Here is a 14,430-nt window from a genome sequence, read left to right as displayed (position 1 = left end):
AGAGCACGCATTGTGAATTTACTGACAGTCAGTACTGATCTCATCAGTATTTTTTTATTCACGACACTGTTCCTGTTTTTTGCACGCAAGGTCGCAAAAAAGGTCGGTTTAGTGGATAAACCCAACTTCCGTAAACGCCACCAGGGATTGATACCGTTGGTTGGGGGCATCTCAGTTTATGCGGGGATTTGTTTCACATTCAGCATTGTGAATGTTTATATTCCCCATGCGGCTCTCTATCTGGCTTGTGCCGGTGTACTGGTCTTTATCGGCGCACTGGACGATCGCTTTGATATTAGCGTAAAAATTCGTGCCACCATTCAGGCCGCTATCGGCGTGATCATGATGGTGGTGGGCAAGCTTTACCTCAGTAGCCTCGGCTATATCTTTGGTCCGTGGGAGATGGTGCTCGGGCCATTTGGTTATTTCCTCACACTCTTCGCCGTATGGGCTGCGATCAACGCATTCAACATGGTGGATGGTATCGACGGCTTATTAGGCGGACTCTCAAGCGTCTCATTTGCCGCGATGGGACTTATCCTGTGGTTTGATGGACAGACAAGTCTGGCTATCTGGTGCTTTGCCATGATCGCCGCCATCCTGCCATATATTCTGCTGAACCTCGGTGCACTCGGCCGTCGCTATAAAGTGTTTATGGGCGACGCTGGCAGCACGCTGATTGGTTTTACCGTTATCTGGATCCTGCTAGAAACTACCCAGGGGAAAACGCACCCGATAAGCCCGGTGACCGCACTGTGGATCATCGCCATTCCGCTGATGGATATGGTGGCCATCATGTACCGTCGTCTGCGTAAAGGGATGAGCCCGTTCTCGCCAGACCGTCAGCATATTCATCATTTGATCATGCGCGCAGGCTTTACTTCACGTCAGGCGTTTGTCCTGATCACGCTTGCCGCCGCGATACTGGCCTCGATTGGCGTGCTTGCGGAATATTCTCATTTTGTCCCGGAATGGGCCATGTTGGTGCTCTTTTTGCTAGCATTCTTCCTCTACGGTTACTGCATTAAACGTGCCTGGAAGGTGGCGAGGTTCATCAAACGCATGAAGCGCAGATTACGAAGAAACCGTGATAACAATCCGAAATTAACCAAGTAAATGAGGGTGCGATGACTCAACCATTGCCGGGGGCACACGCTGTGAGCGCTGAGAATGAACTGGATATACGTGGGTTGTTTCGTACCTTGTGGGCCGGGAAGGTGTGGATTGTCGGTATCGCGCTGTTATTCGCGCTGATCGCGCTGGCGTATACTTTTTTTGCTCGTCAGGAGTGGAGTGCGACCGCAATCTCCGATCGCCCCACGGTGAATATGCTGGGCGGTTACTATTCCCAGCAGCAGTTTTTGCGGAATCTGGACATAAAAGCCGATAACGCGTCAGGCGATCAACCTTCGGTCATGGATGAAGCTTATAAAGAGTTCGTGATGCAACTGGCCTCCTGGGATACGCGCCGCGACTTCTGGCTGCAAACCGACTACTACAAGCAGCGAATGGTCGGCAACAGCAAAGCCGATGCCGCCATGCTTGATGAGATGATCAATAACATTCAGTTCACCCCCGGTGATTTCGCCCGCGCGATTAACGACAGCGTCAAACTCATTGCCGAAACCGCGCCTGATGCGAACAATTTGCTGCGTCAGTATGTGGCGTTCTCCAGTCAGCGCGCGGCAAGCCATCTCAACGAAGAACTAAAAGGCGCGTGGGCCGCGCGGACCGTGCAAATGAAGGCGCAGGTCAAACGTCAGGAAGAGGTGGCGAAAGCTATTTTCTCTCGCCGCGTGAGCAGTATTGAGCAGGCGCTTAAGATCGCTGAACAGCACAATATCTCCCGCAGTGCGACCGATGTGCCGGCAGATGAATTACCGGATTCTGAGCTGTTTCTGCTCGGACGTCCGATGCTCCAGGCACGCCTTGAAAATTTACGGGCGGTTGGTCCCTCATTCGACCTGGACTACTTCCAGAATCGAGCCATGCTAAATACATTGAATGTGGGGCCAACTCTGGACCCGCGTTTTCAGACCTATCGCTATTTGCGTACGCCGGAAGAACCGGTAAAACGCGATAGCCCGCGCCGTGCCTTCCTGATGGTGATGTGGGGCATCGTGGGGGGGCTTATCGGCGCAGGTGTTGCGTTAACCCGCCGCCGCACGATTTAGCACGACTGCCGCAGTGAGGGGCTGGGCCCTCACTGACTATTCGAAGAGAATCGATGTGAAAGTACTGACTGTATTTGGCACGCGACCGGAAGCCATAAAAATGGCACCTCTGGTGCATGCGCTGGCAAAGGATCCTGATTTCGACGCAAAAGTCTGCGTCACCGCGCAGCACCGGGAGATGCTCGATCAGGTATTGAACCTCTTTTCTATTGTCCCTGACTACGATCTCAACATCATGCAGCCAGGTCAGGGGTTGACAGAAATTACCTGTCGGATACTGGAAGGGCTGAAGCCTATCCTCGCTGACTTCAAGCCGGATGTGGTGTTGGTTCACGGAGATACCACTACCACCATTGCGACCAGTCTGGCCGCGTTTTACCAGCGCATACCGGTAGGTCATGTCGAAGCCGGGCTACGCACTGGCGATCTCTATTCCCCGTGGCCGGAAGAAGCAAACCGTACGCTAACCGGGCATCTGGCGATGTATCACTTTGCACCGACGGAGAACTCACGGCAAAACCTGCTGCGCGAGAACATCGCCGACAGTCGTATCTTTGTCACCGGCAATACGGTGATTGATGCGCTGATCTGGGTGCGCGACCGCGTTCTGGCGAGCAATACGCTGCGTTCAGAACTGGCCGAACAGTATCCGTTCCTCAGCTCTGATAAGAAGCTGATCCTGGTGACCGGTCATCGTCGTGAAAGCTTTGGTCGCGGGTTTGAGCAGATTTGCCATGCCCTGGCGGAGATTGCGGCCGTCAATCAGGATGTGCAGATTGTCTACCCAGTGCACCTGAACCCGAACGTCAGCGAGCCGGTCAACCGTATTCTCGGCCATGTTAAAAACGTGACGCTGATTGAACCGCAGGACTATCTGCCCTTTGTCTGGCTGATGAATCACGCCTGGCTGATTCTGACGGACTCCGGCGGGATTCAGGAAGAGGCCCCGTCACTGGGTAAACCGGTGCTGGTGATGCGCGAAACGACCGAACGCCCCGAGGCCATTACCGCGGGTACTGTGCGTCTGGTGGGGACAGACCCACAGCGCATTGTTGAAGAAGTCACGCGTTTGCTGCATGACGAAAATGAATATCAGACCATGAGCCGCGCCCATAACCCTTACGGTGACGGGCAGGCCTGTGGCCGTATTTTACACGCGTTAAAAAACAATCGGGTATCGCTATGAGTTTTTCTACCATTTCTGTTATTGGGCTGGGATATATCGGTTTGCCGACGGCGGCTGCCTTTGCTTCGCGCCAAAAGCAGGTGATTGGGGTGGACGTTAACCCGCATGCGGTGGAGACCATCAATCGCGGTGAAATCCATATTGTTGAGCCGGATCTGGATAACGTGGTGAAAACAGCGGTGGAAGGCGGCTTCCTGCGCGCCACCACCACGCCCGTTGACGCTGATGCGTATCTGATTGCAGTGCCGACGCCGTTTAAAGGCGAACATGAGCCGGACATGACCTATGTCGAAGCGGCGGCGAAATCCGTTGCGCCGGTGCTGAAAAAGGGCGCGCTGGTGATCCTCGAGTCGACCTCTCCGGTCGGTGCGACCGAACAGATGGCGGCGTGGCTGGCAGAAATGCGCCCGGATCTCACTTTCCCGCAACAGGCTGGAGAGCAGGCGGATGTGAATATCGCCTATTGTCCTGAGCGTGTGCTGCCGGGGCAGGTGATGGTGGAACTGATCAAGAATGACCGGGTGATCGGCGGCATGACGCCGGTGTGCTCGGCGCGCGCCAGTGAACTGTACAAGATATTCCTTGAAGGCGAGTGCGTGGTGACGAATTCCCGTACGGCAGAAATGTGTAAGCTGACGGAAAACAGCTTCCGCGACGTCAATATCGCCTTTGCCAACGAACTGTCGCTGATTTGCGCCGAGCAGGGGATTAACGTCTGGGAGCTGATTCGCCTGGCGAACCGCCATCCGCGTGTCAACATTCTCCAGCCGGGACCGGGCGTCGGCGGGCACTGTATTGCTGTCGATCCGTGGTTTATTGTGGCGCAGAATCCGCAGCAGTCGCGTCTGATTCGTACCGCGCGTGAAGTGAACGACAGCAAACCGCACTGGGTTGTCGGTCAGGTCAAAGCCGCCGTTGCGGACTGCCTGGCGGCGACGGACAAGCGCGCCAGCGAAGTGAAAATCGCCTGCTTCGGCCTTGCATTCAAACCCAATATCGACGATCTGCGTGAAAGCCCGGCGATGGGGATCGCGAAAAGTATCGCCCAGTGGCACAGCGGTGAAACGCTGGTGGTGGAACCGAATATCCACCAACTGCCGAAAAAGCTGGATGGTCTTTGCACACTGGCAGAACTTAACGATGCGCTGGCCACTGCCGACGTGCTGGTGATGTTGGTCGATCACAGCCCGTTTAAAGCCATCCCGGGTGATGCCGTGCATCAGCAGTACATCGTGGATACCAAAGGAGTGTGGCGTTAATGAAACGGATTCTGGTGACTGGTGGCGCAGGTTTCATCGGTTCAGCGGTGGTACGGCATATCATTAATGAGACGGCGGATGCGGTGGTGGTGGTGGATAAACTCACCTACGCCGGCAATCTGATGTCGCTGGCGCCGGTAGCGCAGAGCGAGCGCTTTGCCTTCGAGAAAGTGGATATTTGCGATCGCGCCTCGCTGGATCGGGTTTTTCAACAGTATCAGCCAGACTGCGTGATGCATCTGGCTGCCGAAAGCCATGTCGATCGCTCTATCGACGGCCCGGCGGCGTTTATCGAAACCAACATTGTTGGTACCTACACGCTGCTGGAAGCGGCGCGGGCGTACTGGGGTGAACGGGCTGATGAGAAAAAATCGGCGTTTCGCTTCCATCATATCTCGACGGATGAAGTGTATGGCGATTTGCACTCGACGGATGATTTCTTTACTGAGACGACGCCGTACGCCCCAAGCAGCCCCTATTCCGCGTCAAAAGCCAGTAGCGATCACCTGGTGCGCGCCTGGCTGCGTACCTACGGCTTCCCGACGCTTATCACCAACTGCTCTAACAACTATGGCCCATACCACTTCCCGGAAAAACTGATCCCGTTGATGACGCTCAATGCGCTGGCGGGTAAACCGCTGCCCGTGTATGGCAACGGACAGCAGATCCGCGACTGGCTCTATGTGGACGATCACGCCAGAGCGCTGTACTGCGTGGCGACCACCGGGGAAATCGGTGAAACGTATAACATCGGCGGTCATAACGAGCGTAAGAATCTGGATGTGGTTGAGACGATTTGCGACCTGCTGGAAGAACTGGCACCGAACAAACCGCAGGGTATCGCGCACTACCGCGACCTGATTACCTTTGTGGACGATCGTCCTGGTCACGACTTACGTTACGCCATTGACGCGTCGAAAATCGCCCGTGAGCTTGGCTGGACGCCGCAGGAAACCTTTGAAAGCGGTATGCGTAAAACCGTGCAGTGGTATCTGGCGAATGAGGCCTGGTGGAAGCCCGTGCAGGATGGCAGCTATCAGGGCCAACGTTTGGGTCTGAAGGGGTGATTACCCGGAGGAAGAAGGCATGAAAGGTATCATTCTGGCGGGAGGGTCCGGCACCCGTCTGCATCCTATCACGCGCGGCGTGTCTAAACAGCTGCTGCCCATTTACGATAAACCGATGATTTATTATCCGTTATCGGTGCTCATGCTGGCAGGCATTCGCGAGATCCTGATTATTACCACGCCGGAAGATAAAGGGTACTTTCAGCGCCTGTTGGGTGACGGTTCTGAATTCGGCATTCATCTGCAGTATGCCGAACAACCGAGTCCGGATGGTCTGGCGCAAGCGTTTATCATCGGTGAGACGTTCCTTAACGGTGAACCTTCCTGCCTGGTGTTAGGCGATAATATCTTCTTCGGTCAGGGGTTTAGCCCCAAATTGCGTCATGTGGCTGCGCGTACCGAAGGGGCAACCGTGTTTGGCTATCAGGTGATGGATCCGGAACGGTTTGGCGTGGTGGAGTTTGATGACAATTTCCGCGCCGTCTCGTTAGAAGAGAAACCGAAGCAGCCTAAATCTAACTGGGCGGTGACCGGACTTTATTTCTACGACCGCAACGTGGTGGAGTACGCAAAGCGTGTGAAACCGTCTGAACGCGGCGAACTGGAGATCACCTCTATCAACCAGATGTATCTTGAAGCGGGCGATCTGACGGTTGAGTTGCTGGGGCGCGGTTTTGCCTGGCTCGATACCGGGACGCATGACAGCCTGATTGAGGCGAGTACCTTTGTGCAGACGGTTGAAAAGCGTCAGGGATTCAAAATTGCCTGTCTGGAAGAGATTGCCTGGCGCAATGGCTGGCTGGATGATGACGGCGTGAGACGTGCCGCCAGCGCCTTAGCGAAAACGGGCTACGGCCAATATTTGCTGGAGCTGCTTCGTGCACGTCCGCGCCAGTATTGAACCGCTGGGTTGGGAAAACCGCTTCTTTGGCGTGGACAGTGCGATTGTCCGGCTGGATCCCGTGGCGCCGTTTTTAACCGCTGAAGTCTTACAGCCCTGGTCACGGGTGCAGGCTAAAATTCCGGCGGCCAATACCGCCGCGCTGGATGCCTTGCAACAGCTTGGCTTTGCGCTGGTGGAAGGGGAAGTGGATCTTGCCGTCAGCGTCGGGAAAACCTGCGGGCAAACCGGCGCAGAAATTGCACAACTGACGGACATTCCGGCATTGCGTCAACTCGCTGCGGCGGCCTTTGCGCAAAGTCGCTTTCGTGCGCCGTGGTACGCGCCTGACGCCAGCGCCCGCTTTTATGCACAGTGGATTGAAAACGCGGTACACGGCACGTTTGATCATCAGTGTCTGGTGCTTCGTACCTCAAACGGCGATATTCGCGGCTATGTTTCACTGCGCGAACTTGGTGACCGTGAGGCGCGCATCGGCTTACTCGCCGGGCATGGCGCAGGAGCCGAGCTGATGCAGGCGGCGCTGGGCTGGGCGCAGGCGCGCGGCAAAACAACATTGCGGGTGGCGACCCAGATGGGCAACACCGCCGCGCTTAAACGTTATATACAAAGCGGTGCGAATGTAGAAAGCACCGCGTACTGGTTATACAGGTGACAACATGATTCCGTTTAACGCACCGCCGGTGGTGGGAACCGAACTCGACTATATGCAGTCTGCGATGGGCAGCGGCAAACTGTGCGGCGATGGCGGCTTTACTCGTCGTTGTCAGCAGTGGCTGGAGCAGCGTTTTGGCAGTGCGAAGGTGTTGCTGACGCCTTCCTGTACCGCCTCCCTGGAGATGGCGGCACTGCTGCTGGATATTCAGCCGGGTGATGAAGTGATCATGCCGAGTTACACCTTCGTGTCGACCGCGAATGCGTTTGTGCTGCGCGGTGCCAAAATCATCTTTGTGGATATCCGTCCGGATACCATGAACATCGACGAAACACGTATTGAAGCGGCGATCGGCGAAAAAACGCGGGCGATTGTGCCTGTTCATTACGCGGGCGTGGCCTGTGAGATGGACACCATCATGGCGCTGGCGGATAAGTACAACCTGTTTGTCGTGGAAGATGCCGCGCAGGGCGTCATGTCGACTTACAAAGGCCGTGCGCTGGGAACGATAGGCCACATCGGCTGCTTCAGCTTCCACGAAACGAAAAACTACACGGCGGGTGGCGAAGGCGGCGCAACGCTGATTAACGATCGCAGCCTTATCGAGCGTGCGGAAATCATTCGCGAAAAAGGCACTAACCGCAGCCAGTTCTTCCGCGGTCAGGTCGACAAATATACCTGGCGCGATATTGGTTCCAGCTATTTGATGTCCGATCTACAGGCCGCCTATCTCTGGGCACAACTGGAAGCGGCGGACCGTATTAATCAGCAGCGTCTGGCGCTGTGGCAGACCTACTACGATGCCCTCGCACCGCTGGCGCGTGCCGGCAGAATTGAACTGCCGTCCATTCCGGATGACTGTAAACAGAACGCCCATATGTTTTATATCAAGCTGCGCGACATTGACGATCGTAATGCGCTGATTAACTTCCTGAAAGAAGCTGAAATTATGGCGGTGTTCCATTACATTCCGCTGCATGACAGCCCGGCGGGCGACAAGTTTGGTGAATTTTCCGGCGAGGATCGCTACACCACCAAAGAGAGTGAGCGCCTGCTGCGCCTGCCGCTGTTTTATAACCTGTCGGCAGTGAATCAGCGTACGGTGATGACGACATTGCTTAACTATTTCGCCTGATATGTCGCTTGCGAAAGCGTCCTTGTGGACGGCGGCCAGCACGCTGGTCAAAATTGGCGCGGGGTTACTGGTCGTTAAGTTGCTGGCGGTGTCTTTCGGTCCGGCTGGCGTCGGCCAGGCAGGAAACTTCCGTCAGATGGTCACCGTACTCGGTGTCCTGGCGGGGGCCGGGATTTTCAATGGCGTCACCAAATACGTCGCGCAGTCCCATGATAATCCGGAACAACTGCGGCGGGTTGTCGGTACGTCCTCGGCCATGGTGCTGGGTTTTTCGACGCTGCTGGCGCTGGTGTTTCTGCTCGCGGCGGCACCGATTAGCCAGGCGCTATTCGGCCATACTCAGTATCAGGGGCTGGTGCGCTTAGTGGCGCTGGTGCAGATGGGGATTGCCTGGGCCAACCTGCTGCTGGCGTTGATGAAAGGATTTCGTGATGCGGCCGGAAATGCGCTGTCACTGATGGTCGGCAGCCTGGTGGGCGTCGTTGCCTACTATGGCTGTTACCGATTGGGCGGCTATGAAGGCGCGCTCCTCGGTCTGGCGCTGGTGCCCGCGCTGGTGGTGATCCCTGCGGCTGCCATGCTGATGAAACGCGGGACGATCCCGCTGCGCTATCTGCGGCCGTCCTGGGACAAGGGGCTGGCGGGGCAACTCAGCAAGTTTACCCTGATGGCGCTGATCACCTCCGTCACGCTGCCCGTGGCGTATGTGATGATGCGAAACCTGCTGGCTGCGCACTACAGCTGGGACGACGTCGGGATCTGGCAAGGGGTGAGCAGTATTTCGGATGCTTACCTACAATTTATTACCGCTTCGTTCAGCGTCTACCTGTTGCCGACGCTGTCGCGCCTCACCGAAAAACGGGATATCACGCGAGAAGTGGTGAAGTCGCTGAAGTTTGTTCTGCCCGCGGTGGCCGCCGCGAGTTTCACCGTCTGGCTGCTGCGTGATTTTGCTATCTGGCTGCTGTTCTCTGAGAAATTCACCGCCATGCGCGATCTGTTTGCCTGGCAGTTAATCGGAGATGTGTTGAAGGTCGGGGCGTATGTCTTCGGTTATCTGGTGATCGCCAAAGCATCACTGCGATTTTATATTTTGGCTGAAATCAGCCAGTTCATTTTACTGACGGCATTTGCGCACTGGCTGATCCCGGCACACGGCGCGCTGGGTGCGGCACAGGCCTACATGGCCACGTACGTCGTCTATTTCTCTCTGTGTTGTTGCGTATTTTTACTCTGGCGTAGGCGGGCATGACAGTATTGATTCACGTACTGGGATCGGATATCCCTCACCATAATCAAACCGTGCTGCGGTTTTTCAACGATACGCTGGCATCGACCAGCGAGCATGCCCGTGTCTTCATGGTTGCGGGTCAGGATGCCGGGCTGACGGAAAGCTGCCCGGCGCTGTCCATTCGTTTCTTCAGCGGTAAAAAATCGCTGGCGGAGGCGGTGATTGCGCAAGCCAAAGCGAACAGACAACAGCGCTTCTTCTTCCACGGTCAGTTTAATACGACGCTGTGGCTGGCATTACTGAGCGGGGGAATCAAGCCCAGCCAGTTTTACTGGCATGTCTGGGGCGCAGATCTGTATGAAGTCTCCAGCGGACTGAAATTCAAACTGTTTTACCCGATTCGCCGCCTGGCGCAAAGCCGTGTCGGGGGCATTTTTGCCACCCGTGGCGATCTGAACTATTTCGCTCAACAGCACCCGCGCGTGCCGGGTGAGCTGCTCTATTTCCCGACGCGAATGGATCCCTCGCTCAACAATAGGGTGAACTTTCGCCAACGCAGCGGAAAAATGACCATTCTGGTGGGTAACTCTGGCGATCGCAGTAACGAACATATTGCTGCGCTGCGGGCGGTGCATCAGCAGTTTGGCGACACGGTAAACGTGGTGGTCCCGATGGGCTATCCGCCGAACAACGAAGCGTATATTGCCCAGGTCCGCCAGGCGGGACTGAGCTTGTTCAGCGCAGATAACCTGCAGATCCTCAGCGACAAGCTGGCGTTCGACGACTATCTGGCGCTGCTGCGTCAGTGCGATCTCGGGTACTTTATTTTTGCCCGTCAGCAGGGAATTGGCACCTTATGCTTGCTAATTCAGGCGGGTGTACCGTGCGTGCTGAACCGCGAGAATCCGTTCTGGCAGGACATGGTGGAACAGCATCTTCCGGTGCTTTTCACGAGCGACGAGCTGAACGAACAGGTGGTGCGCGAGGCGCAGCGCCAACTGGCATCCGTGGATAAAAACGCCATTACCTTCTTTAGCCCGAACTATTTGCAGCCCTGGCATCACGCATTGCAGGTCGCCGCAGGGGAGGCACTATGAGCCTGATGCAGTTCAGCGGCCTGTTTGTCGTCTGGCTCCTCTCCACGTTGTTTATCGCTACGCTGACCTGGTTTGAATTCCGCCGCGTGCGCTTCAACTTCAACGTGTTTTTCTCGCTGCTGTTTTTACTGACCTTCTTTTTTGGCTTTCCGCTGACCAGCGTGCTGGCGTTCCGCTTTGACGTCGCCGTCGCGCCGCCGGAAATCCTGCTACAGGCGCTGCTTTCCGCCGCCTGTTTCTACGCGATCTACTATGTGACCTATAAGACCCGCTTACGCAAACGGGTGGCAGATGTGCCGCGCAAACCGCTGTTCACTATGAACCGGGTGGAAACCCATCTTACCTGGGTGATTCTGATGGGGATTGCGCTCATCAGCGTGGGCATTTTCTTCATGCACAACGGCTTTTTGCTGTTCCGCCTACAGTCGTACAGCCAGATTTTCTCCAGTGAAGTCTCCGGTGTGGCGCTAAAGCGCTTCTTTTACTTTTTCATCCCGGCGATGCTGGTGGTCTATTTCCTGCGCCAGGACAGCAAAGCGTGGCTGTTCTTCCTGGTCAGCACCGTCGCATTTGGCTTACTGACGTATATGATCGTCGGCGGTACCCGCGCCAATATCATCATCGCCTTCGCCATTTTCCTGTTCATCGGCATTATTCGCGGCTGGATCTCGTTGTGGATGCTGGCGGCGGCGGGTGTGCTGGGGATTGTCGGCATGTTCTGGCTGGCGCTGAAGCGCTACGGACTGAACGTCAGCGGTGACGAAGCGTTCTACACGTTTCTCTATCTCACCCGCGACACGTTTTCTCCGTGGGAGAACCTGGCGCTGCTGCTGCAAAACTACGACAAGATTGAGTTCCAGGGGCTGGCGCCGATTGTCCGCGATTTCTATGTCTTTATTCCCTCCTGGCTGTGGCCGGGGCGACCGAGCGTGGTGCTGAATACCGCGAACTATTTTACGTGGGAAGTGCTGAACAACCATTCCGGTCTGGCGATCTCGCCGACGCTGATTGGGTCGCTGGTGGTGATGGGCGGGGCGTTGTTTATCCCGCTGGGAGCGATTGTGGTGGGATTGATCATCAAATGGTTCGACTGGCTGTATGCGCTGGGTAATCGTGAGACAAACCGCTACAAGGCCGCGATTTTGCATAGTTTCTGCTTTGGCGCGATTTTTAATATGATCGTGCTGGCGCGAGAGGGACTGGACTCGTTTGTCTCGCGTGTTGTTTTTTTCCTGGTGGTTTTTGGTGCCTGTTTGCTGGTGGCAAAACTTTTGTTCTGGCTGTTTGACCAGGCCGGACTGATCCATAAACGTTTGCGAGCCCTGCCAGACAAACAGGTTGAAGGATAGCAATGACTGATAATACAACGGCACCGATTTACGATCTGCGCGGGCTCCAGCTGATTGGCTGGCGAGATATGCACCATGCGCTGGACTATCTCTACGCTGGCGGCCAGCTTAAGCAAGGTACGCTGGTGGCGATTAACGCAGAAAAGGTTCTGACGGCGGAAGATGACCCGGAAGTCCGCGCCCTGATTGAGGCGGCTGAGTATAAATATGCCGACGGGATTAGCGTCGTGCGCTCGGTACGCAAAAAATTTCCGGATGCCCAGGTTTCTCGCGTGGCGGGTGCCGATCTCTGGGAAGCGCTGATGGCCCGCGCGGGCGAGGAAGGTACGCCGGTATTCCTGGTGGGCGGAAAACCAGACGTGCTGGCGCAAACGCAAGCGAAACTGCGCGCCCAGTGGAATGTGAACATTGTGGGTAGCCAGGACGGCTATTTTACGTCAGAGCAGCGTCCTGCGCTGTTTGAGCAGATCCATGCCAGCGGGGCGAAGATCGTTACCGTGGCGATGGGATCGCCAAAACAGGAAATCTTTATGCGCGATTGTCGACAGGTGCATCCGCATGCGCTCTATATGGGCGTCGGCGGCACCTATGACGTCTTCACCGGTCACGTAAAACGCGCGCCGAAAGTGTGGCAGAACCTGGGGCTGGAGTGGCTGTATCGCCTGCTGTCGCAGCCAAGCCGCATTACTCGTCAACTCCGTTTACTGCGTTACCTGCGCTGGCATTACAGCGGAAATATCTGACCCCCCTTCCTCGTGCGGGTAGCGCATTCTGCTCCATGCGCTACCTCACTGCCGCATTTTTGCTCCGTTATTACACAAAATATGCATTTTTTTAATGCTTCGTTTGCCATTTTGCCAAATTTGCGAAAACATGCGCCCCCAGCGATGTACCCATAACAATAACCGGCAATGCCGGGAAGCAAGCAAACACGACAAGAGGATTTATGGCAGAGAAAAAACCTGAGCTACAGCGTGGGCTGGAGGCTCGTCATATCGAATTGATTGCCCTGGGGGGCACCATTGGCGTCGGACTGTTTATGGGGGCGGCAAGCACCCTGAAATGGGCAGGACCATCGGTGTTGCTGGCGTATATCGTCGCCGGCCTGTTCGTCTTTTTCATTATGCGCTCAATGGGCGAGATGCTGTTCCTGGAGCCGGTTGCCGGCTCTTTCGCCGTTTATGCTCACCGCTACATGAGCCCGTTCTTCGGTTATCTCACCGCGTGGTCATACTGGTTTATGTGGATGGCGGTCGGTATCTCGGAAATCACCGCGATCGGCGTTTATGTCCAGTTCTGGTTCCCGGAGATGGCGCAATGGATACCGGCGCTGATAGCCGTCGGACTGGTGGCACTGGCAAACCTGGCGGCCGTTCGTCTGTATGGCGAAATTGAGTTCTGGTTTGCGATGATTAAAGTCACCACGATCATCGTGATGATCGTGGTGGGGCTGGGCGTGATTTTCTTCGGCCTGGGCAACGGCGGTCAGCCGATTGGCTTTGGCAACCTGACTGAGCACGGCGGCTTCTTTGCTGGCGGCTGGAAAGGCTTCCTCACCGCGCTGTGTATTGTGGTCGCCTCTTATCAGGGGGTGGAGCTGATCGGGATTACGGCGGGTGAAGCCAAAAATCCGCAGGTTACGTTGCGTAGCGCGGTTGGCAAGGTGTTATGGCGCATTCTGATCTTCTACGTGGGTGCGATATTCGTGATCGTCACCATCTTCCCGTGGAACGAAATTGGCAGCAACGGCAGTCCGTTCGTCCTGACCTTTGCCAAAATTGGTATCACCACCGCCGCGGCGATTATCAACTTTGTCGTGCTGACCGCTGCGCTGTCTGGCTGTAACAGCGGAATGTACAGCTGTGGGCGTATGCTCTACGCGCTGGCGAAGAACCGTCAACTGCCGGCGGCGATGGCGAAAGTCTCTCGTCATGGCGTTCCGGTGGCGGGCGTGGCGCTATCGATTCTGATTCTGCTGGTCGGTTCGTGCCTGAACTACATCATTCCTAATCCGCAGCGCGTCTTCGTCTATGTTTATAGTGCAAGCGTGCTGCCGGGGATGGTGCCGTGGTTTGTGATTCTGATTAGCCAGCTGCGTTTTCGCCGGGCGCATAAAGCGGCGATGGCCAGCCATCCGTTCCGTTCGATTTTGTTCCCGTGGGCAAACTATTTGACGATGGCGTTCCTGGTTTGCGTTCTGATCGGTATGTACTTTAATGAAGATACCCGTATGTCGCTGTTTGTCGGTATCATCTTCCTGTGCGCCGTGACGCTTGTTTACAAGGTTTTTGGCCTCAACCGTCAAGGTATCGCCCAGAAAACGGGGGAATAAGCGGCAAAACGCGCAAAGCGTAACCAAACGCGCATTTTATTTAA

The 14,430-nt window shown here is 55.7% G+C and carries 13 protein-coding genes; all 13 read left to right on the top strand.

Going from position 1 to position 14,430, the window contains the following annotated elements:
* Positions 1-12 precede the first annotated feature (12 nt).
* The 13 genes from wecA to thrP all read left to right on the top strand — a co-directional run bounded on the left by wecA (position 13) and on the right by thrP (position 14,386).
* Positions 13-1,116, top strand: a complete 1,104-nt coding sequence (wecA, locus tag QQZ17_RS10905; RefSeq protein ID WP_152400912.1) for a UDP-N-acetylglucosamine--undecaprenyl-phosphate N-acetylglucosaminephosphotransferase — start codon at positions 13-15, stop codon at positions 1,114-1,116.
* 11 nt (positions 1,117-1,127) lie between these two features.
* Positions 1,128-2,174, top strand: a complete 1,047-nt coding sequence (gene wzzE / locus QQZ17_RS10900; protein ID WP_152400915.1) for an ECA polysaccharide chain length modulation protein — start codon at positions 1,128-1,130, stop codon at positions 2,172-2,174.
* A gap of 55 nt (positions 2,175-2,229) precedes the next feature.
* Positions 2,230-3,360, top strand: a complete 1,131-nt coding sequence (wecB, locus tag QQZ17_RS10895; protein WP_152400917.1) for a non-hydrolyzing UDP-N-acetylglucosamine 2-epimerase — start codon at positions 2,230-2,232, stop codon at positions 3,358-3,360.
* The gene (gene wecC / locus QQZ17_RS10890) at positions 3,357-4,619 is read left to right on the top strand and encodes a UDP-N-acetyl-D-mannosamine dehydrogenase (RefSeq protein WP_152400919.1); all 1,263 of its coding nucleotides are present in this window, start codon (positions 3,357-3,359) and stop codon (positions 4,617-4,619) included. Before wecB ends, wecC begins: the two co-directional genes overlap by 4 nt.
* Positions 4,619-5,686: a dTDP-glucose 4,6-dehydratase gene (rffG, locus tag QQZ17_RS10885; protein ID WP_152400921.1), complete on the top strand. Its 1,068-nt coding sequence runs from the start codon at positions 4,619-4,621 to the stop codon at positions 5,684-5,686. Before wecC ends, rffG begins: the two co-directional genes overlap by 1 nt.
* A gap of 19 nt (positions 5,687-5,705) precedes the next feature.
* A complete protein-coding gene (gene rfbA, locus QQZ17_RS10880) occupies positions 5,706-6,587 on the top strand; it encodes a glucose-1-phosphate thymidylyltransferase RfbA (protein WP_152400923.1) in 882 nt (293 codons plus the stop codon).
* A complete protein-coding gene (rffC, locus tag QQZ17_RS10875; RefSeq protein ID WP_152400925.1) occupies positions 6,565-7,242 on the top strand; it encodes a dTDP-4-amino-4,6-dideoxy-D-galactose acyltransferase in 678 nt (225 codons plus the stop codon). The genes rfbA and rffC overlap by 23 nt, the downstream gene beginning before the upstream one ends.
* 4 nt (positions 7,243-7,246) lie before the next feature.
* On the top strand, positions 7,247-8,377 hold the full coding sequence (gene rffA / locus QQZ17_RS10870; RefSeq protein ID WP_152400927.1) for a dTDP-4-amino-4,6-dideoxygalactose transaminase: 1,131 nt from the start codon (positions 7,247-7,249) through the stop codon (positions 8,375-8,377).
* Position 8,378: 1 nt separating this feature from the next.
* Entirely contained in the window at positions 8,379-9,629 is a 1,251-nt protein-coding gene (gene wzxE / locus QQZ17_RS10865) for a lipid III flippase WzxE (RefSeq protein ID WP_152400929.1), read from the top strand.
* The gene (locus QQZ17_RS10860) at positions 9,626-10,705 is read left to right on the top strand and encodes a TDP-N-acetylfucosamine:lipid II N-acetylfucosaminyltransferase (RefSeq protein ID WP_152400931.1); all 1,080 of its coding nucleotides are present in this window, start codon (positions 9,626-9,628) and stop codon (positions 10,703-10,705) included. The genes wzxE and QQZ17_RS10860 overlap by 4 nt, the downstream gene beginning before the upstream one ends.
* Positions 10,702-12,054 carry an ECA oligosaccharide polymerase gene (gene wzyE / locus QQZ17_RS10855; RefSeq protein WP_152400933.1) on the top strand — a complete coding sequence of 451 codons (1,353 nt, stop codon included), beginning with the start codon at positions 10,702-10,704 and terminating at the stop codon, positions 12,052-12,054. Before QQZ17_RS10860 ends, wzyE begins: the two co-directional genes overlap by 4 nt.
* 2 nt (positions 12,055-12,056) lie before the next feature.
* Complete coding sequence (wecG, locus tag QQZ17_RS10850; RefSeq protein ID WP_152400935.1) at positions 12,057-12,797, top strand: lipopolysaccharide N-acetylmannosaminouronosyltransferase; 741 nt, start codon at positions 12,057-12,059, stop codon at positions 12,795-12,797.
* Positions 12,798-13,000: 203 nt separating this feature from the next.
* Positions 13,001-14,386, top strand: a complete 1,386-nt coding sequence (gene thrP / locus QQZ17_RS10845) for a bifunctional threonine/serine APC transporter ThrP (protein ID WP_152400939.1) — start codon at positions 13,001-13,003, stop codon at positions 14,384-14,386.
* Positions 14,387-14,430 lie beyond the last annotated feature (44 nt).

Source organism: Citrobacter sp. T1.2D-1, assembly GCF_950098555.1.
Lineage (GTDB): Bacteria > Pseudomonadota > Gammaproteobacteria > Enterobacterales > Enterobacteriaceae > Citrobacter_A > Citrobacter_A telavivensis.
The sequence above is the reverse complement of the archived record's forward strand: the minus strand, read 5'-3'. Positions and strand labels throughout refer to the sequence as shown.